17 protein-coding genes and 2 tRNA genes are annotated in these 18,059 nt (G+C 55.8%); 9 read left to right on the top strand and 10 right to left on the bottom strand.

What is annotated here, in order from left to right; translation table 11 throughout:
• Positions 1 to 283 precede the first annotated feature (283 nt).
• Positions 284 to 3,058, bottom strand: coding sequence for an aconitate hydratase AcnA (gene acnA / locus EE36_RS16760; RefSeq protein WP_005854263.1), 2,775 nt, complete (start codon positions 3,056 to 3,058; stop codon positions 284 to 286).
• A gap of 234 nt (positions 3,059 to 3,292) precedes the next feature.
• On the opposite strand from acnA, the gene EE36_RS16765 reads away from it, so the two are divergent.
• On the top strand, positions 3,293 to 3,991 hold the full coding sequence (locus EE36_RS16765) for a thioredoxin family protein (RefSeq protein ID WP_005854265.1): 699 nt from the start codon (positions 3,293 to 3,295) through the stop codon (positions 3,989 to 3,991).
• A gap of 28 nt (positions 3,992 to 4,019) precedes the next feature.
• Here EE36_RS16765 and EE36_RS16770 read toward each other — a convergent pair whose 3' ends face one another.
• The 3 genes from EE36_RS16770 to purB all read right to left on the bottom strand — a co-directional run bounded on the left by EE36_RS16770 (position 4,020) and on the right by purB (position 7,057).
• Positions 4,020 to 4,922, bottom strand: a complete 903-nt coding sequence (locus EE36_RS16770) for a lysophospholipid acyltransferase family protein (protein WP_005854267.1) — start codon at positions 4,920 to 4,922, stop codon at positions 4,020 to 4,022.
• A gap of 126 nt (positions 4,923 to 5,048) precedes the next feature.
• Complete coding sequence (locus EE36_RS16775) at positions 5,049 to 5,573, bottom strand: tetratricopeptide repeat protein (protein WP_005854275.1); 525 nt, start codon at positions 5,571 to 5,573, stop codon at positions 5,049 to 5,051.
• 179 nt (positions 5,574 to 5,752) lie between these two features.
• The gene (gene purB, locus EE36_RS16780) at positions 5,753 to 7,057 is read right to left on the bottom strand and encodes an adenylosuccinate lyase (RefSeq protein ID WP_005854277.1); all 1,305 of its coding nucleotides are present in this window, start codon (positions 7,055 to 7,057) and stop codon (positions 5,753 to 5,755) included.
• Between the two features lie 254 nt (positions 7,058 to 7,311).
• Between purB and EE36_RS16785 the strand changes: the two genes are divergently transcribed.
• Entirely contained in the window at positions 7,312 to 8,460 is a 1,149-nt protein-coding gene (locus tag EE36_RS16785; protein ID WP_005854279.1) for a PLP-dependent aspartate aminotransferase family protein, read from the top strand.
• Positions 8,461 to 8,528: 68 nt separating this feature from the next.
• On the opposite strand, the gene EE36_RS16790 is transcribed toward EE36_RS16785, so the two are convergent.
• A tRNA-Leu gene (locus EE36_RS16790) sits at positions 8,529 to 8,614 on the bottom strand.
• Between the two features lie 173 nt (positions 8,615 to 8,787).
• Here EE36_RS16790 and EE36_RS16795 point away from each other — a divergent pair.
• From EE36_RS16795 to EE36_RS16810, 4 genes are all read left to right on the top strand, one after another.
• Entirely contained in the window at positions 8,788 to 9,459 is a 672-nt protein-coding gene (locus EE36_RS16795) for a DsbA family protein (RefSeq protein ID WP_005854281.1), read from the top strand.
• Between the two features lie 36 nt (positions 9,460 to 9,495).
• Complete coding sequence (gene lipB / locus EE36_RS16800; protein WP_005854282.1) at positions 9,496 to 10,173, top strand: lipoyl(octanoyl) transferase LipB; 678 nt, start codon at positions 9,496 to 9,498, stop codon at positions 10,171 to 10,173.
• Positions 10,174 to 10,468: 295 nt separating this feature from the next.
• Complete coding sequence (gene ctaD, locus EE36_RS16805; protein ID WP_005854284.1) at positions 10,469 to 12,142, top strand: cytochrome c oxidase subunit I; 1,674 nt, start codon at positions 10,469 to 10,471, stop codon at positions 12,140 to 12,142.
• A gap of 238 nt (positions 12,143 to 12,380) precedes the next feature.
• Positions 12,381 to 12,455: transfer RNA gene (locus EE36_RS16810), tRNA-Gly, on the top strand.
• 675 nt (positions 12,456 to 13,130) lie between these two features.
• Here EE36_RS16810 and EE36_RS16815 read toward each other — a convergent pair.
• Positions 13,131 to 13,856, bottom strand: coding sequence for a hypothetical protein (locus EE36_RS16815; protein WP_005854286.1), 726 nt, complete (start codon positions 13,854 to 13,856; stop codon positions 13,131 to 13,133).
• A 252-nt stretch (positions 13,857 to 14,108) separates the two neighbouring features.
• Between EE36_RS16815 and EE36_RS16820 the strand changes: the two genes are divergently transcribed.
• On the top strand, positions 14,109 to 15,053 hold the full coding sequence (locus EE36_RS16820; RefSeq protein WP_005854289.1) for a PleD family two-component system response regulator: 945 nt from the start codon (positions 14,109 to 14,111) through the stop codon (positions 15,051 to 15,053).
• A 2-nt stretch (positions 15,054 to 15,055) separates the two neighbouring features.
• Here the strand turns inward: EE36_RS16820 and EE36_RS16825 are convergent, their stop codons facing one another.
• The gene (locus tag EE36_RS16825) at positions 15,056 to 15,286 is read right to left on the bottom strand and encodes a hypothetical protein (protein WP_235183796.1); all 231 of its coding nucleotides are present in this window, start codon (positions 15,284 to 15,286) and stop codon (positions 15,056 to 15,058) included.
• A gap of 101 nt (positions 15,287 to 15,387) precedes the next feature.
• A complete protein-coding gene (locus EE36_RS16830; protein ID WP_005854294.1) occupies positions 15,388 to 15,627 on the bottom strand; it encodes an Lrp/AsnC ligand binding domain-containing protein in 240 nt (79 codons plus the stop codon).
• 150 nt (positions 15,628 to 15,777) lie between these two features.
• On the opposite strand from EE36_RS16830, the gene hisB reads away from it, so the two are divergent.
• Both hisB and hisH read left to right on the top strand, forming a co-directional pair.
• Positions 15,778 to 16,365 carry an imidazoleglycerol-phosphate dehydratase HisB gene (gene hisB / locus EE36_RS16835; RefSeq protein ID WP_005854296.1) on the top strand — a complete coding sequence of 196 codons (588 nt, stop codon included), beginning with the start codon at positions 15,778 to 15,780 and terminating at the stop codon, positions 16,363 to 16,365.
• Between the two features lie 2 nt (positions 16,366 to 16,367).
• On the top strand, positions 16,368 to 17,006 hold the full coding sequence (hisH, locus tag EE36_RS16840; RefSeq protein ID WP_005854298.1) for an imidazole glycerol phosphate synthase subunit HisH: 639 nt from the start codon (positions 16,368 to 16,370) through the stop codon (positions 17,004 to 17,006).
• A gap of 15 nt (positions 17,007 to 17,021) precedes the next feature.
• Here the strand turns inward: hisH and EE36_RS16845 are convergent, their stop codons facing one another.
• Positions 17,022 to 17,414, bottom strand: coding sequence for a DUF2147 domain-containing protein (locus EE36_RS16845; protein ID WP_005854300.1), 393 nt, complete (start codon positions 17,412 to 17,414; stop codon positions 17,022 to 17,024).
• Between the two features lie 130 nt (positions 17,415 to 17,544).
• Positions 17,545 to 17,934 carry a DUF2147 domain-containing protein gene (locus EE36_RS16850; RefSeq protein WP_005854302.1) on the bottom strand — a complete coding sequence of 130 codons (390 nt, stop codon included), beginning with the start codon at positions 17,932 to 17,934 and terminating at the stop codon, positions 17,545 to 17,547.
• Between the last annotated feature and the right edge of the window lie 125 nt (positions 17,935 to 18,059).

An 18,059-nucleotide genomic window follows, 5' to 3' on the forward strand; every position in this document is an offset into this window, starting at 1 on the left:
CTCATAGAACGACGTGCCGTTGGGTGAGACATAGAGCGCGCGACCGCAACGTCAGCAAACTTATTTATTATTCCCTTGTGCATAGCGGAAACCGCCTGCCATCGGCAAACAGTCTGTTGGGCAAAATCGCGATTGTGAACCGCAAAACACATCCGGTTATGTCATTTTACGCAAGCAGGCGGAAGTTTGCCGTGAAAATGGGGGCGTGTATGCAAAACGCCCGCCAGGGGGAACCTGACGGACGTTCTTTTCAAGGCCGTGCGAAACGGCCAGTGGCCGGTGGTTAGGCCGATTTCGCGAGGTTGCGCAGTACGTAGTGCAGAACGCCACCGTGTTCGATGTATTCAATCTCGATCGCGGTATCGATCCGGCATTTGATCATGATCTCTTTGACCGAGCCATCTGCCATTGTGATCGTGCAAGGCACTTCTTGCAGCGGCTTGATGGTGTCCAGACCGCTGATCGAAACGGTTTCGTCACCGGTCAGGCCCAGGCTCTTGCGGGTGTCGCCGTTGGTGAATTCGAACGGGATAACACCCATGCCAACCAGGTTGGAGCGGTGGATACGTTCAAAGTTCTCGGCGATGACCGCCTTGACGCCCAGCAACGCCGTGCCTTTGGCCGCCCAGTCACGGGACGAACCCGCGCCGTATTGTTCACCACCGAAGATGACCAGCGGCGTGCCGTTTTCCTGATGCGCCATAGCCGCGTCAAAGATCGAGGTCTGTTCGCCATCGGGGCCTTTGGTATAGCCGCCCTCAACACCGTCCAGCATTTCGTTCTTGATACGGATGTTGGCAAATGTGCCGCGCATCATGACCTCGTGGTTACCACGGCGGCTACCGTACGAGTTGAATTCACGCACAGGCACCTGACGTTCCACCAGATACTGACCCGCTGGCGTGGTTTCCTTGAAAGAACCGGCAGGCGAGATGTGGTCGGTCGTGATCATGTCACCCAGAACGGCAAGCACTTTGGCGTTCTCGATGTTGGTGATCACACCCGGCTCTGGCGACATGCCTTGGAAGTAGGGCGGGTTCTGCACATAGGTCGAGGTTGGTGGCCAGTCATAGGTCTTGGCGTCGGTGGTTTCGACGGACTGCCACTTTTCGTCGCCCTTGAAGACGTCGGCATATTTTTCCTGGAAGGCTTCGCGGGTCACGGTCTGCTCGACCAGATCAGCGACTTCCTTGGATGTTGGCCAGATGTCTTTCAGATAGACGTCATTGCCGTCCTTGTCCTGACCCAGCGGGCTGTTGGCCAGATCGACGTTCATGTCACCGACCAGCGCGTAGGCCACGACCAAGGGAGGCGACGCCAGATAGTTGGCGCGCACGTCAGGCGAAATCCGCCCTTCAAAGTTCCGGTTACCCGAGAGGATCGATGTCCCGATCAGGTCGTAGTCATTGATCGCCTTGCTGATCGGTGCTTCGAGCGGGCCGGAGTTACCGATACAGGTGGTGCAGCCATACCCGACGAGGTTGAAGCCGATGGCGTCCAGATCCTCTTGCAGGTTTGCGGCCTCAAGATAGGCGGACACAACCTGGCTACCGGGCGCGAGCGACGTCTTGACCCAAGGCTTGCGTGTCAGGCCCAAGGCGCGTGCCTTGCGTGCAACCAGACCGGCACCGATCATCACATAGGGGTTGGATGTGTTGGTGCACGATGTGATCGACGCAATGACGATGGACCCGTCATGCAGCTGGTAGTTGCCATCTTCGGTTTGGACGTAGCCACGCTTGTGGTTGCCCTCGTCACCGGGGATGTCTTGAGGCTCTGGCTGGCCGCCCTCACCTTCCCAGCGGACTTCGGCGTTGGCTGTGGTGTCTTTACCTTCGCGCACGCCCTTCACGTATTCTGCAAATGCAGTGTGTGCCGAGGTCAGTGCAATGTAGTCTTGCGGACGCTTTGGACCCGAGATCGCAGGCACGATGGTGCCCATGTCGAGCGACAGTGTGTCGGTGTAAACCGGCGCATAGTCATCGCCGCGCCACATGCCGTTTTCCTTGGCATAGGCTTCGACCAGCGCGATGCGGTCTTCATCACGGCCGGTGGTGCGCATGTAACGCAGGGTTTCGGCATCGATCGGGAAGAAGCCACAGGTCGCACCGTATTCGGGGGCCATGTTGGCGATTGTCGCGCGGTCCGCCAGGGGCAGGCTATCAAGGCCGGCACCGTAGAATTCAACGAATTTACCAACCACGCCCTTCTCGCGCAGCATTTCGACCACTTTCAGTACCAGATCGGTCCCGGTGGTGCCTTCCATCATGGCACCGGTCAGTTCAAAGCCGATAACCTCGGGGATCAACATCGAAATCGGCTGACCCAGCATCGCGGCTTCGGCCTCGATCCCGCCAACGCCCCAGCCCAGAACGGCCATGCCGTTTACCATTGTGGTGTGGCTGTCGGTCCCGACGAGCGTGTCAGGATATGCGACTTCGACGCCGTCTTGGTCTTTATCAGTCCAGACGGTCTGCGCCAGATATTCAAGGTTCACCTGGTGGCAGATGCCGGTACCGGGGGGCACAACGCGGAAGTTGTTAAACGCCTTCTGGCCCCATTTCAGGAAGGTATAGCGTTCGATGTTGCGCTCGTATTCGCGGTCAACGTTCATCTGGAACGCGCGCGGGTTGCCGAATTCGTCGATCATGACCGAGTGGTCGATGACAAGATCAACAGGGTTCAGCGGGTTAATCTTGTCGGCATCGCCACCCAAGGCGACCAGCCCGTCGCGCATCGCCGCAAGGTCGACAACTGCGGGAACGCCGGTGAAATCCTGCATCAACACGCGTGCGGGACGGTAAGCGATCTCGCGCGGGTTCTGGCCGCCCTTGGCACCCCATTCGGCGAAGGCCTTGATGTCATCGACGGTGACAGTTTTGCCATCTTCGAAACGCAGCATGTTCTCAAGCACCACCTTAAGCGCGGCTGGCAAGTTAGAGAAATCACCCAGACCGGCTTCCTGCGCTGCAGGAATCGAATAATAAGCGATGGATTGGCTGCCCGAAGATAGAGTTTTGCGGGTTTTGGCGGTGTCCTGGCCAACGAAGATGGTCATGGATGGCTCCCTTTATGGGTTAAAAAAGGTCGGTGACTTGGGGCCTAAATGCCTTATTGCGCGGGTCGCTTCAACTGCAAACACGCGCTTCTGGCGCTTTTGTATACCGTTGTGTACTGGATTGAGGCATTTCATACGCAATCCCGTGACGTTACAGCGCCTCAACAAAGGTTGAGTGGTAATTACAACGGGTGCAGTCTACGAATTGAGCATCCAAACCGAAAGTACCCTGCGATGCCCCGCCTGTTTACGTCCCTGATTGCCGCTGGCCTGCTGTCCATAGCGCCCGCCTTTGCTCAGGACCGCCCCGTTGTCGTCGAACTCTATACCTCGCAAGGGTGCTCTTCCTGCCCTCCTGCTGACGAGATGTTTGCCGAGCTGTCCAAACGGGACGACGTGATCGCACTAGCGCTGCATGTGGATTATTGGGACTATATCGGCTGGCAAGACCCCTTTGGTGCGCCTGCGCACGCCAAACGCCAGCGCGCCTATGCGCTGACTGGTGGGCGGACGTCGATTTACACGCCCGAGATGATCGTCAACGGCCAGTCCGATGTGGTCGGAGCCAAACCCATGAAGTTGATGGAGGCGATCAACAAGCACAAAGAAGACGCCCCGCAGGTCGACCTATCTATCGCACGCGACGGGGAAACCCTGCGCATCAACGCGCATACGGTATCGGGTGCCGCCGGACCGTTCGACGTGCACATGTTGCGCTATCACCCGATGGCGGTCACGCAGGTCAAACGCGGCGAAAACGCGGGCCACACGTTCGAGAATTATAACATCGTCGAAGGCTGGCAGACGGTTGATCAGTGGGACGGGCAAGCGCCGCTATCACTCTCTGCCGCCATCACCGGCGATATGCCGGTGGTTGTGCTGGTGCAGCGCAGCAACGCGGGGCCGATCGTGGCCGCGGCGCGGATCAAGTAGTCGCTCAAAATACCTAGATGTTTAGGCATTAATTGTCGTGGATACGCCAGCGACGATGGACCCAGAACCATTGCTCGGGATCCGCTTTGACCCGTGCGGTAAGACTGTCATTCAACGCCTGGGTCATCGTGACAGCATCGCTGTGTGGCACAGGTGCCTCCAGCACCGTGTCGAATGACACCCCATCAGCTTGTCGAATGCCGTAGAACGGGATCAACAGCGCATCATAGCGCAATGCCAGCTCGGCGGCAGAAAGCGCTGTATTGGCAGGTTGCCCCAAGAAATCGAGCGCCGGCGCGCCAAAGACGTGTTGATCAAACAGCAGTACCAGCTGCCCGCCGTCTTTTAGATGCCGTACGAAACCCGCCGTGCCGCGTCGGCCTTGCGGGAAGACAGGGCCGCCGAAAGCCTCCATCGTTTGGACGTAATGCGCGTTGAAATAGGGGTTTTTCATGTTGCGGTAGAGCCCGCCGATGTCATAGCCCCGCGCCACAAGACAGGCACGCATCGCTTCGTAGTTGCCATAGTGGCCCGTCACCAGAATGACCGGCTTGCCTTGTTCTGCCGCTTTTTCCAGCGCCGCGACGCCTGCGCCGGTCGGCGTATTCTTTGCCATACGCTTGGGAAAGTCGCGCGCCGAATAGTTTTCGATAAAGCTGCGCCCCACGTTGTTAAGGCACTTTGAAGCAATTTCTGCGCGCCGTTCTTGCGGCATCTGCGGCCAAATCATCGCAAGATTTTCAAGCGCCCGCGCCCGATATCCCGCTACCGGCCCGATCACATGTTGAACAACCCAGCCGACGAAGGCTATGCGCGTTTTATAGGGCAGCACCAAGGCCAGTCGAATAAGGCCGACGATAAAGGCATTGGTCAGGTAGTGCCCTGCACGTCGGCTAAATCGAACGTTCTTGGGATATTTGGGACTGGCCATGCGCATCTGCCTGCAAGGAAAAGCGCCCTTAAGGGGCGGGGCCTGCCGTTCATACCGCGCAGGGCCCCGCGCAACAAGCGTGTTTCACCCAGGTGGCAATGCGCCACCGAATGCAACAGCGGCTGGTTAATAGCTAAACGTTTGACCGGTTGCGATCGCTGTCCGCAAGGAGGTTTCGGCCCATGTCCCTGCCCCGCCATGCGCGCGAATGGCACGAAGTTCGGCCAAAGCTTCGGGGATATCGCCCTGCTCTACCAAAGCTTGCCCGAGATAGGACCGCGCGAGAACATTCGCAGGGTTGACTGCCAGCGCACGCGCATAGAACGCCATTCTGCCAGCTGGGTCGCCCATTTTGCGCGACGTGAACCCCATGTAGGTCAATCGACGATCGTCCTGCTCAGGCATAGCGGCAAGTACGATCTGCGCATCCGAGTATTCGCCTGCATAGGCCAGTTCACGAACAGTTTGATAAAGGTCATCCGGTGTTAACCGGCTATCCTTTGCATCGATACAGGTCTTTGACTTCTTGTCATACACCTGTGCGTCTTCGCATTTCACAACGGGCTTCGGTGGGGACGTATCATTGGAGCCAGCGGCAAAGGCCGCGAAAGGAATAGCCAATGACAGGATGGACGCAAACACAACACGCATACTCAAACACTCCTGAACTAAATACACGGCTGATGTTAGACGATCCACGCCATAGGTAAAGCACTAGGTTCAAACCTACCGTCTCGATGTAGCGCGAGATAGGGCCGGAATACGCAGCTTTTGAATCAAAAAGGCTGCACCGCCGTCAAGCGATGCAGCCCTGAATGCCTGCGCGTGTATCAGTCCTTGAAGACGCGCTTAAAGATCGTATCAACATGTTTGGTGTGGTATCCCAGATCGAATTTTTCTTCGATCTCTTCTGCACTTAGTGCGGCCAGGACTTCTTCGTCAGCCAGCAGCTCGGTCTTGAAATCCTTGCCGTCTTCCCAGACCTTCATGGCGTTGCGCTGAACCAGCTTGTAGCTATCTTCGCGGCTCACGCCGGCCTGCGTGAGCGCGAGCAAAACACGTTGCGACATCACAAGACCGCTAAACTTGTTCATATTTGCCAGCATGTTGTCAGGATAAATCAGCATATTGTCGATGACGCCGGTCAAACGATGCAGCGCGAAGTCAAGGGTGATGGTGGTGTCGGGGCCGATCGCACGCTCAACGCTGGAGTGGGAGATATCGCGTTCATGCCACATGGTGACGTTTTCCATCGCTGGAATCACAGCCATGCGAATTGTACGGGCCAAGCCGGTCAGGTTCTCGGTCAGCACAGGGTTTTTCTTGTGCGGCATCGCCGAAGACCCTTTCTGACCCGCCGAGAAAAACTCAGCCCCTTCCAAGACTTCGGTCCTTTGCATATGCCGCACTTCGGTCGCAACGTTCTCGATAGAGCTGGCGATCACACCAAGTGCTGCGAAGAATGCCGCGTGACGGTCACGGGGGATGATCTGCGTGCTCACGGGTTCGGGCGACAGGCCCAGCTTTTCGCAGACATGTTCCTCGACCCGCGGATCGATATTCGCAAATGTCCCCACAGCGCCGGAAATCGCACCGGTGGCAATCTCGGAGCGTGCTGTTTTCAGCCGCGTCAGGTTGCGGTCCATCTCTGCATAAAAGCGCGCGAAGGTAAGGCCCATCGTCGTTGGTTCAGCGTGGATCCCGTGGCTGCGCCCGACGCGCACAGTATTTTTATGTTCCATGGCACGGCGCTTCAGCGCGGCCAGCAGCAAACCCATGTCTTCGATCAGAATATCAGCTGCGCGGGTTAATTGCACGTTAAAGCAGGTGTCCAATACGTCAGAAGAGGTCATCCCCTGATGCACAAAACGCGCCTCGTCGCTACCCACATGCTCTGCCAGATGCGTCAAGAACGCGATAACGTCATGTTTTGTAACGGCTTCAATCTCGTCAATCCGCGCGACATCGAACTCGACATCTTTGGCTTTCCAAACCGCCTCCGCATTTTCGCGCGGAATCACCCCAAGGTCGGCCATGGCGTCACAGGCATGCGCCTCGATCTCGTACCAGATGCGGAACTTGGTTTCGGGGGACCAGATCGCAACCATCTCGGGGCGGGAATAACGGGGAATCATGTGGTGATACCTTTGTTTTGGGGTGTTTTGATGTACGCGCGGGATAGACCGCGGGGGGGTAAAGAACAAGTCTGAACCCTTGCGCCACCAAGGCAGCGACGCTTGCTGCCTCGCCCATAGGCGCCTCCGGCGGGAGTTTTCAGAGCAAAATGAAGAAGAGGCGGGTTTGTCCCATTCTGGTCTGGCAGTTTACCTTCGGACAGGCAAAGGTGCCGCAAATTGAATATATTACGCCATTAGGGAATCGCTAAGAAATGTCTGATACGTCTCGCTTAAGCCCCGCTACGATTGCTGCCCAGGCAGCGGGAGCGGTTGATGCGCAAACCGGCGGGGTGGTCCCGGCGCTGCCTATGTCCACGACCTATCTGCGGGATGAAACATACCAACCGCTGCGTGCAGACAACATTTATCTGCGCGATCAGAGCGATATTGTACGCGTTGCAGAAAAAGTGCTCTCTCAACTGGAGGGGGCGAAAGAATCGCTGCTGTTCCCGTCAGGCATGGCAGCGCTTGCCGCCGTCTTCCGTACCGTCCCAAATGGCGGGCGCGTGCTGGTGCAAAGCCAGATTTACTGGGGCACCACCAAGTGGATTCGGGATTTCTGCACCCGGCGTGACATTGAGCTGCGAGAGGTCGAAGCCTCTGACATGGCGGCGTTTGCCGCCGCCTGCGAGAGCTTTAGACCAACCTTGGCGCTCATCGAAACACCATCAAACCCGTGGCTTCGCGTGGTCGATATCCAAGCTGCGGCTGATGCGGTGCATAGCGCGGGTGGGTTGCTTGTGGTGGATAGCACGGCCGCGACGCCGATTCTGCAACAGCCGCTTAAACACGGTGCCGACGTTGTAATGCATTCTGCCACAAAGGGCATTAATGGACATTCGGACGTATTGGCGGGCGTTCTGGCGACCAATGACGTCACGGGCCGCGTGTGGGAAGATATCAAAGCGGACCGGCATGATGCAGGCGCGGTTATCGGCCCGTTTGAAGCATGGTTGCTGGTCCGCGGGATGCGCACCCTGCCCCTGCGCGCCAAGCAAATGTCGTGCAACGCCATGGAATTGGCAGAATTTTTGCAAAATCACCCGAAGATTGAAAAGGTTCTCTATCCGGGTCTTGCGTCACATATGGGCCACGAATTGGCGACGCGGCAAATGTCAGGAGGATTTGGGTCGCTTTTGTCGTGCATTGTAAAGGGTGGCGGCGCAGCGGCGCTGGAGGTTGTTGGCAAGCTGGAAGTTTTCCATCGCGCAACGTCTTTGGGCGGGGTCGAAAGCCTTGTCGAACACCGCCACACGATCGAACCCCACACCGGGATTCCCGAAGGGTTGCTGCGTTTATCGGTGGGGATTGAAGATATCGAAGATCTAAAACGCGACTTAAGCCAAGCGCTTGATGCATAAAGATACTTCGGGGCGCTCGCGCCCCGGGACCCCATGTCTTTCGAAGATGATTTGAAGGATACAACCAGTGGTGCGGTCGGAGAGACTCGAACTCTCACGGGTGTTACCCCACAGCGACCTCAACGCTGCGCGTCTACCATTCCGCCACGACCGCACGCCATGGTTGGTGAGGGTCGTTTAGACAAACTCTTTCACAAAGTGAAGAGCAAAATTGCGCAGATTAAGTCCTTGTTCAGATTCGTGTGATTTATCATTCAATCGGGCGGGGTGGCTTGAAAAACAGTGCGAAGACGTAAACTTAAAGGAGGATATGAATCGAGGAACAATATGACCCAAGCGCCCATAGATCCCCCTGCCCTGCAGATCGACATCGTTTCTGACGTGATGTGCCCTTGGTGTATTGTCGGGTACCGCCAGCTAGAGCAGGCGTTAGCCGCCTTGAACATCGGCGCGTTCATCCGCTGGCACCCTTTCGAGCTTAACCCCCAAATGGGCCCCGAAGGACAGAACCTGACCGAACATATTGCCGAAAAATATGGTGCATCGCCTGAGCAATCGGCGCAAAACCGCGCGCATCTTGTGCAGCTTGGCACCGAACTTGGAATCGACTTCAATTTCAACGCCGATAGCCGCATCGTCAACAGCTTTGCTGCACACCAATTGCTGGATTGGGCTCAAGATCAGAACCTGCAGCACCCACTTAAGCTTGCGTTGTTTGAAGCACATTTTACGAAGGGATTGGATGTTTCAGACCATAGTGTCCTCGTTGATGTCGCTGCAGATGTCGGATTGGATCGTAGTTCTGCGCAGGACGTTCTCGACAGCGGCAGCCATGTAGAACGTGTTCGCGAACGCCAGTCGGTTTGGACATCGCAGGGGATTTCTGGCGTGCCTTCAATGATCTTCGCGGGCAAATACCTTGTGACCGGTGCGCAGGGTGTCGATAATTATGTGCAAATTATCCAAAAAGTAATTCAAGAGGTAGGCGCCGCGGAATGACTGTCTCGTTTACCTCGGCTCAACGGTGCGCACAGAATGGTTGAATGGATCACCTCCAAGGGCCTTGTCGATTACCGGGATGCCGAAGCATGGATGGAGGAACGCGCGTCCCTTATCGCCGCGGGGAATGCCGATGAATGCGTCTGGCTTGTAGAGCATGCTCCGCTATATTCTGCCGGCACCTCAGCAAAGTCGGAAGATTTGACCGACCCCAAGCGGTTTCCGGTATATGAAACGCGCCGCGGCGGACAGTACACATACCATGGGCCGGGGCAGCGGGTTGTTTATGTGATGCTGGACGTCGGTAAACGCGGCCGGGATGTCAGACGTTTTGTTCAAGACCTTGAACATTGGGTGATCGCGACACTTGCAAGCTTTACCATCAAAGGCGAGATCAAGGAGGGGCGCGTCGGCGTCTGGGTGGAACGTCCCGAGAAACCGCTCACGGCGCAGGGTGGCATTCGCGAAGATAAAATCGCGGCGATCGGTATCCGACTTAGAAAATGGGTCAGCTTTCACGGAATCAGCATAAATGTTGATCCAAATCTTGAGCATTTTTCCGGGATCGTCCCCTGTGGGATCCAAGAACATGGCGTTACGTCTTTAGTTGACCTTGGCCTGCCAGTTATGATGGAAGACGTTGATATCGCCCTGAAAGCGCAGTTCGACACGGTTTTCCCTCCGCTGTCTGAATACGCGCCCAAAGACGGATAATGTTCCTCGCCGCTCAAACGTTTCACTGCGCTCGTGCTATTTCCGCCGCGGCTTTACGGTTTCTTCATCGCTAGAGGCGTATATCCAGCATGATGAGCACTTCTGACACCTCCTACCCCCGTGACTACAAGGCTGTGCGCCTCCGACACAGTTTGATAAATGATCTGTCTTTTTTCGTGCCCTGCGTCAAAGGCGGCCATTGCCCATATTGGCAAGCCGCACTAGAACGAACCTTAATTCAATGTGCGCCCCCTGTCGGGGCGTGAGTTGACAACCCAATCTCAGGAGGCACCGCATGGCAGACGCAGCCATTCACGGGCAAGACCATCACGACGAGCGCGGATTTTTCACGCGCTGGTTCATGTCCACAAACCACAAAGACATCGGGCTATTGTACCTGATCGTTTCGGCCCTCGTTGGCTTCATCTCTGTATGTTTCACCATATATATGCGCTTGGAGCTTATGCACCCAGGCGTGCAATATATGTGTATGGAAGGCGCGCGGTTTATCGCTGATAGCGCAGCGACCTGTACGCCAAACGGCCACCTTTGGAATGTTCTGATCACCGCGCACGGCATCTTGATGATGTTCTTCGTGGTTATCCCCGCTTTGTTCGGTGGTTTCGGCAACTATCTGATGCCATTGCAAATTGGCGCGCCTGACATGGCGTTCCCGCGGATGAACAACCTCTCTTTCTGGCTATATGTCGGCGGCACAACGCTTGCAGTCTGCTCCGTGCTGACACCCGGCGGCAGCGGCCAGCTTGGGTCAGGTGTGGGCTGGGTTCTCTATCCGCCGCTCTCTGTTCGTGAAGGCGGCATGTCGATGGATTTCGCGATTTTCGCTGTGCACGTGTCCGGCGCGTCGTCGATCCTGGGTGCGATCAACATGATCACAACATTCCTCAACATGCGCGCCCCTGGCATGACGCTGTTCAAAGTGCCGCTGTTCAGCTGGTCCATCTTTGTTACAAGCTGGTTGATCCTTCTGTCCCTGCCCGTTTTGGCCGGTGCCATCACGATGCTTTTGATGGATCGCAACTTCGGATTCGCATTCTTTGACCCAGCAGGCGGTGGTGATCCGGTTCTGTATCAGCACATTCTGTGGTTTTTTGGTCACCCCGAAGTGTATATCATTATTCTTCCAGGCTTCGGCATCATCAGCCACGTCATCGCGACCTTCAGCCGCAAGCCTATCTTCGGGTATCTTCCGATGGTTTGGGCGATCATCGCGATTGGCGCATTGGGCTTCGTCGTTTGGGCGCACCACATGTACACCGTTGGTATGTCTCTGAACCAACAAGCTTACTTCATGTTGGCCACCATGGTTATCGCGGTGCCGACGGGCGTTAAGGTATTCAGCTGGATTGCGACCATGTGGGGTGGTTCGGTTGAATTCAAAACACCTATGCTGTGGGCCTTCGGCTTCCTGTTTCTTTTCACCGTTGGCGGTGTGACAGGTATCGTTCTCTCGCAGGCAGCTGTGGACCGCTACTACCACGACACATACTATGTGGTTGCGCACTTCCACTATGTGATGAGCCTTGGTGCCGTCTTCGCGATCTTCGCCGGTATTTATTTCTACCTGCCGAAGTTCACGGGCCGCATGTATCCTGAATGGGCTGGCAAGCTGCACTTCTGGGCGATGTTCATTGGCGCGAACCTGACGTTCTTCCCACAGCACTTCCTAGGCCGTCAGGGCATGCCGCGTCGCTATATCGATTACCCTGATGCGTTTGCATATTGGAACCTGTGGTCGTCGATCGGCGCGTTCCTCAGCTTTGCGTCCTTTATCTTCTTCTTCGGTGTTATGTTCTACACGTTGACACGTGGGGCCCGCAGCCCAGCTGCCAACCCTTGGAACGAATATGCGGACACTCTGGAATGGACGCTGGCAAGCCCCCCACCAGAGCATACGTTCGAAATTCTTCCCAAGCAGGAAGAATGGGACAAACAGCCTAGCCACTAAGCTAGCACAACATTGAAATGAGAGGCTCCAACGGCGGTTGGGGCCTTTTTTTCGTTCTACCCGGGCTCTCGGTACAGTTTCATAAAGACGAATGTTTATGGGCGGTTAGCCGAAATCTTACCTTGTCCCCCAGTAAAATAAGGGCTTCCCAAAATTGTCTGAAATTAATTTCGAAAAATGTTATTTTTCCTCTTGCGGCTCACCGCCGCTATGGGTATTCCACGCCCTACCAGAGGATGCGGGCGTAGCTCAGGGGTAGAGCATAACCTTGCCAAGGTTAGGGTCGGGCGTTCGAATCGCCTCGCCCGCTCCAACTGGTTCTCTGCTTACCCAGCAGGACAGCAAGGCCACCTTCGGGTGGCCTTTTGCTGTTCTGGGCTCCTGTAACAATGCAGCTGTTCACAGGCCTGCAAAGGACCAGCACACTTACCAGTTCGGACAACGATCCGTGCGTTTATGCCCAGTCTAGAACTCTGATCAGGGATAAAGCAGCCACGGCGCAAAATATACTGTCGCCACAATGATACGCCCAAGCGGCACGTGACAAAGCTTTCACCGCTGAAATGCCCTCACTCTGTGGCCTACAACGGTTCCCTAGGCCTCTCTCTGAGGGCAGCAGCACAACAGCGCCCGATACCCCTCCCCCGCTGCTACGAGAGCACCTGAGTCGTCTCAGGCCAGTGCCAACGAAGCTGGGGCACGTGGATATTCGCGAGGCTCTACGCGCTCTGCCTGTCCTTGTGGATCATCGCTGATGAGTTGGATCAAACGCCCCAGGCGCGTGCGCCAGAGCCAAACACAGAGCACGTTTCTATATGGCACCCAACGAGTTTCTGCCGACGCCTAGCGTCAGTCAAAGACCGCTGTTATCAAAAGAAAAAGGCGGGCGCTGATAGCACCCGCCTGCGTCGGCATATACCCGTTCGAATGATGGCACTATGAACACGGCCGCCATACAGCAAACGCCGGTAACGCAATTATTTTCTGCTTAAAGAAGAGATATCGTCGATCGTGCTGATAGTGTTTCACGTTCCATCTGTTCGATGGCGCGAATGTGCCACTCCAAACCGGTTTGACCCTGATCGGCCGCTTCGGCCAAGTTGTTCTGCGCCAGCTTCGCCTGGTCGGCCGACAGAACCAACGCCTCGGCGACCTCTGCGCGGCTGGTGCGTATATCGGCAAGCTGCGCGTCATAAGCATCCTCCGAAATCGCCCCTGAGGCCTTGAGCTGATTCAACGTCGCCACATCTTCTTGCTGCTGTGCGAGCATCTGGGGAAGATGTGTCGTGATATCATCCAGCTGGTCGTTGGACTTGCGGATATTGCGCACAAGGTCATTCGCGGAAACCAGCTCCATCCGTTGGGCGACTTCTCGTTTGCCAGCGAGATTCCCGCTCACCGCACCAACAACGCCACCGGCCGCAGCGGCTCGCAGGCAGCCCGAGGCATCGGATGCGGCAAGCACCGAGATACCGCAGCCCACCGCGGCACCAACCGCGGCATGCTTGATTGTGGAGTTGCGGACAATATCGCGCATCAACGCGTCAAGCGCGGCGGTTTGCTCCACCATACCGGCGTCGTTCTCACGGTTTTCTTTGAAGCTTAGCGTGCCGGACGAAGGGCCGAATTGCGCAGCGCGATCGGCAGTGGGCGCAGCACATCCTGAAACAAGAACAGCAGCGGCGAGGGAAATCGTTAGAACAGTGGTTTTCATTACATGGATCCGTTGAGCTAGACGTATTCGCGACGAATAGATGAAAATTATGCCGATTTTACGGCATGTTCGCCATGAAGTTTTCCGACGTTAACGTTTATCTATTCACCTTCGTGCCACAAATGCCCATAGTTCCCGCACAGGGTGAATTTTTTAAAAAGTCATATTGTTGCCGGTTTTGTTCACTATCGTTTAGGGAGTTCGACATAGGTTGCCTCGGAGCCCCGAAGCAAATCTTGGAAGGAGACCAAATTGAAAATTCTAGCAGTCGACGATGATCCATTCATTCTAGAACTCCTTCCCGCGATGTTTGAACAGGCAGACCTGAACGATCTGCACACTGCCCCTTCGGGCCCGGCTGCTCTCGACATGATCAAAGCTCAGAAGGTGCCATTCGATTGCATGCTGCTGGACGTCGATATGCCGGAAATGGACGGGATCGAGCTTTGCCGAAGAATTCGCACTGTCCCCGGGTATGAGGATAAACCGATTTTGATGCTGACGGCGAAGACAGATTCGATCTCTATCGAGAAAGCGTTTGCCGCCGGTGCGAATGACTACATCGCCAAGCCATTTAACCTGAAGGACATCTACAACCGCATTCGCGTGGCCGAACGCCTGTTGGTGTCGTCCAAGACCATCAAGCGCATCGACGCGAGCGACCTGTCCAAAGAAGGCACACAGGTAGCTGAAGATATCACACTGGCCGACAAGGTCTTTTTGGCGAATGTCGGCAGGCTGATCCTGTCATTCTCCCTTGGGAACTACATTACGCAGCTCGATCGGAGCGAACTGGACAACTATCAGGTTTTCGGCGTGTCCATTGATGATGCGGAACGTATTTTCGAAGAAACGTCACAACAGGGGTTCCTTCATATCCTCACCAGCGTGGCAGAAACCCTGACCGACCTTATCACCTGCCCCCATCTGCTGATGTCCTACGAAGGCAACGGTGCCTTCCTGTGTATTACGCGCGACCCGAACCTGCCCGAATGGGACCGGATGGAGGCTGGCCTACAGGCCAAGCTGGATGCGCTGAACTTGCTAAGCGATGATCTGACGGCAGATAGCATCAGCCTGTCAGTCGGCACGCCCATAGCCCCGAATGCGAACCGGACCCAACGGGTGAAAAAGACCTTCGAACGGGCGCTATCGCGCGCTGAAATGCGCTATGCAAGCAAATGCGCCGCCGCCTGATCCTAGTTGATCGGGAATTGCACCAGACACTGTGCCGCATGTTTGCGGTAATCCTCTAGCGTCTGATCGATCGAGCGGCGGTCGCGCATTTTGCCCATGGCCGATTTCTTTTGCGCCCGTGTGCCGCTCACATGGCGTTCTAGGATCAGGACCGTTACGCCCAGCATGATGGTCTTCTCATCCTCACCGATCATGTCCGCACGCGCCAAGGTCACCGCCGTATAGGCGATCATATTGGCGCAGCGCAGCGCCGCGGCCTCTTCCCCTTCATAGGTAAGCGCATGCGCTGGCCCCCAAAGAACAGATCCGCAAAGAAGCGCAGAAAGCAGGAGCCTCAAAACGCTTTGAACGTCATCGTTGTAAGCGAACGTTCAATCCCTTCGATGTCCAGAAGGTTATCGTTGATGTAAACGCCAATATCTTTTCCCGAAGGAATATAAAGCTTCATCAAAAGATCGTAATCACCAGAGGTTGAATACAGCTCGGAGTGTATTTCCCGCAGCGCGACCTCTTCGGCAACGCGATACGTACTGCCGGGCCGGCACCGGATCTGGATAAAAACGCAGGTAGACATGGACAGGCCTTAGGCTGGTTACAACACGTCCAAGCTGACATAAGGGGGCAACAGCCGCAATCGCTGATTGGGACCGATCGGCATCGAAACGCTTTGTCTTGGCGCGACGGCCTGCCCTGCTATAAGAGCCCGAAAGACGGAGATATTCATATGCGCCAGACCACCATCAATCGCTCGACCGCAGAGACCGAGATCAGCGTCGAAATCAACCTCGACGGGACAGGGTCCTACGCCAACCACACGGGCATCGGGTTCTTCGATCACATGCTGGATCAACTGGCGCGTCACTCATTGATCGATATGAAAATCAGCGCAAACGGCGATCTTCACATTGATGACCACCACACCGTCGAGGACGTTGGGATCACGCTGGGCCAAGCGCTAAGCACCGCATTGGGCGACAAACGCGGCATTCGCCGCTACGGCGCGTGCCTGCTCCCAATGGACGATGCCTTGGTGCGTACCGCGCTTGATCTGTCGGCGCGGCCTTTCTTGATCTGGAATGTGGACCTGCCGACTGCAAAAATCGGGAATTTCGACAGCGAATTGGTACGGGAGTTTTTCCAGGCGCTCAGCACGCATGGCGGGATCACCTTGCACATTGATATGCTGCATGGCCTGAACAGCCACCACATCGCCGAGGCCGTCTTTAAATCTGTCGCCCGCGCCCTGCGCGAAGCGGTAGAAACCGACCCTCGGAAATCTTCTGATATCCCCTCGACCAAGGGTGCGCTGTAACGATGTTAACTGCGATTATCGATTACGAATCGGGAAACCTTCATTCGGCGCATAAGGCGTTCGAACGGATGGCGCGTGAGTGTAATGCTGGCGATGTGGTGGTCACTGCTGACGCCGATGTCGTGGCGCGCGCCGACCGCCTTGTCCTGCCCGGCGATGGTGCATTCCCCTCCTGCATGGCCGCGCTGAAAGGTCAAAGCGGCATCTATGCCGCAATGGTTGAATCCGCCGTCGACAAGGGCCGCCCCTTTCTCGGGATCTGTGTGGGCATGCAGTTGATGGCATCCATGGGGCGCGAGTATGAAGACACAGCAGGCCTGGGCTGGATCAGTGGCGAAGTGACCAAGATCACGCCACGCGACCCATCCCTAAAAGTACCGCATATGGGATGGAACGACCTTGTCATAGACCACCCTCACCCCGTTTTCGACGGAATCGAAACCGGGGATCACACGTATTTTGTCCATAGTTTCCATATGGATGTACAGGACGAGTCCGAGCGGTTGGCGCATGTCGATTATGCTGGTGACGTCACTGCTGTTATCGGCCGTGACACCATGATCGGCATGCAATTCCACCCGGAAAAAAGCCAGACAACCGGCCTTCGTATGATTGCGAACTTTCTGAACTGGCGCCCCTGAACCGGGCACCGCCTTCTACCGAAGGCGGGTCCAGATCATTTCGTCGCAAGCATTTCCTGTGCAGGTCTGTAACCGCATCGCATTGCCGTCGACCAACATCTTCGCCTTATGTTTTTTTGAGGCAGAAGGCTCCAGCAACGTGCCGACATAGCTTCCGTCTGGTTGCGGCTTCATATCCCAGAAGACCCGTTTGCCAACCGCTGTAGAGCGTTTGTCATATCCACGCCGATCCTTGGCACGCTCGACTGTCCCGCATAACGCAGGCCCGCAGGGCTTCGCCCGTACGTGAACAACCAATCCGTTAACATCCGGCGCAGATTTCCAGACACCTTCAACTACATCAGCAAATACAGTGGTCGAAGAAGCTGCAAAAATAGCAGCATAGAAAATATATTTTGTTAAAAACATCGTATCACTCCCCCAAGCGACACATGCCTTACAGCTTTTTAGCAACGCACCAAAAAACCAAGGCGCGGGCATATTCTACACCCGCGTCCCGATTCGCGCAAATCCCACTCATTTGGGATGGAAATGAAGGTTACTGGACCCGCTGCCAGTCCTGCTTTGAACACAGCAACCCGCCCGCGACACAGCCCGACAGTTTCAGGCTGTTACCGGCGACGGTCATCTTGCCGATGTAGATTTTATTGTTTGAAGGTCGCCAAACCTTACCTGCATATTTGCCGCTCCCGTCAGGTTTCATGTCGATGACCAACTGCTTTCCGATATTTTCAGACTTGTATTCGCCCGACGCGTTGAACGTCCGCTGAATCGTACCGCAGATCGCCCCACCACAGGGGGTCATTTTGACATGCGCATAAGCCCCGTCATCCGGTTGCGTTTTCCAAACGCCAACCGCCGGGTCAGCAGCCATGGCTGTTCCTGCAAAACCAATGCCAACGATGGCCGCAATAATCGTTCTTTTCATGATATATCCTCCCGATATGCTCTCAGATTGAAGCGAATACGACGATTCAGGCAAGCTTGACGTAGGGGACACCTCTGCCGCGTTGCAAAAACCCGCCCGCCGTGGCAATTGAAACCAACTCCCCC

This window comes from Sulfitobacter sp. EE-36, from assembly GCF_000152605.1.
Classification (GTDB): Bacteria; Pseudomonadota; Alphaproteobacteria; order Rhodobacterales; family Rhodobacteraceae; genus Sulfitobacter; species Sulfitobacter pontiacus.

Excerpts from the sequence above, each read along its gene's own strand:
- acnA (WP_005854263.1), bottom strand. The coding sequence starts at position 3,058 with ATGACCATCTTCGTTGGCCAGGACACCGCCAAAACCCGCAAAACTCTA.
- EE36_RS16765 (WP_005854265.1), top strand. The coding sequence starts at position 3,293 with ATGCCCCGCCTGTTTACGTCCCTGATTGCCGCTGGCCTGCTGTCCATA.
- EE36_RS16770 (WP_005854267.1), bottom strand. The coding sequence starts at position 4,922 with ATGGCCAGTCCCAAATATCCCAAGAACGTTCGATTTAGCCGACGTGCA.
- EE36_RS16775 (WP_005854275.1), bottom strand. The coding sequence starts at position 5,573 with ATGCGTGTTGTGTTTGCGTCCATCCTGTCATTGGCTATTCCTTTCGCG.
- purB (WP_005854277.1), bottom strand. The coding sequence starts at position 7,057 with ATGATTCCCCGTTATTCCCGCCCCGAGATGGTTGCGATCTGGTCCCCC.
- EE36_RS16785 (WP_005854279.1), top strand. The coding sequence starts at position 7,312 with ATGTCTGATACGTCTCGCTTAAGCCCCGCTACGATTGCTGCCCAGGCA.
- EE36_RS16795 (WP_005854281.1), top strand. The coding sequence starts at position 8,788 with ATGACCCAAGCGCCCATAGATCCCCCTGCCCTGCAGATCGACATCGTT.
- lipB (WP_005854282.1), top strand. The coding sequence starts at position 9,496 with ATGGTTGAATGGATCACCTCCAAGGGCCTTGTCGATTACCGGGATGCC.
- ctaD (WP_005854284.1), top strand. The coding sequence starts at position 10,469 with ATGGCAGACGCAGCCATTCACGGGCAAGACCATCACGACGAGCGCGGA.
- EE36_RS16815 (WP_005854286.1), bottom strand. The coding sequence starts at position 13,856 with ATGAAAACCACTGTTCTAACGATTTCCCTCGCCGCTGCTGTTCTTGTT.
- EE36_RS16825 (WP_235183796.1), bottom strand. The coding sequence starts at position 15,286 with ATGATCGCCTATACGGCGGTGACCTTGGCGCGTGCGGACATGATCGGT.
- EE36_RS16830 (WP_005854294.1), bottom strand. The coding sequence starts at position 15,627 with ATGTCTACCTGCGTTTTTATCCAGATCCGGTGCCGGCCCGGCAGTACG.
- hisB (WP_005854296.1), top strand. The coding sequence starts at position 15,778 with ATGCGCCAGACCACCATCAATCGCTCGACCGCAGAGACCGAGATCAGC.
- hisH (WP_005854298.1), top strand. The coding sequence starts at position 16,368 with ATGTTAACTGCGATTATCGATTACGAATCGGGAAACCTTCATTCGGCG.
- EE36_RS16845 (WP_005854300.1), bottom strand. The coding sequence starts at position 17,414 with ATGTTTTTAACAAAATATATTTTCTATGCTGCTATTTTTGCAGCTTCT.
- EE36_RS16850 (WP_005854302.1), bottom strand. The coding sequence starts at position 17,934 with ATGAAAAGAACGATTATTGCGGCCATCGTTGGCATTGGTTTTGCAGGA.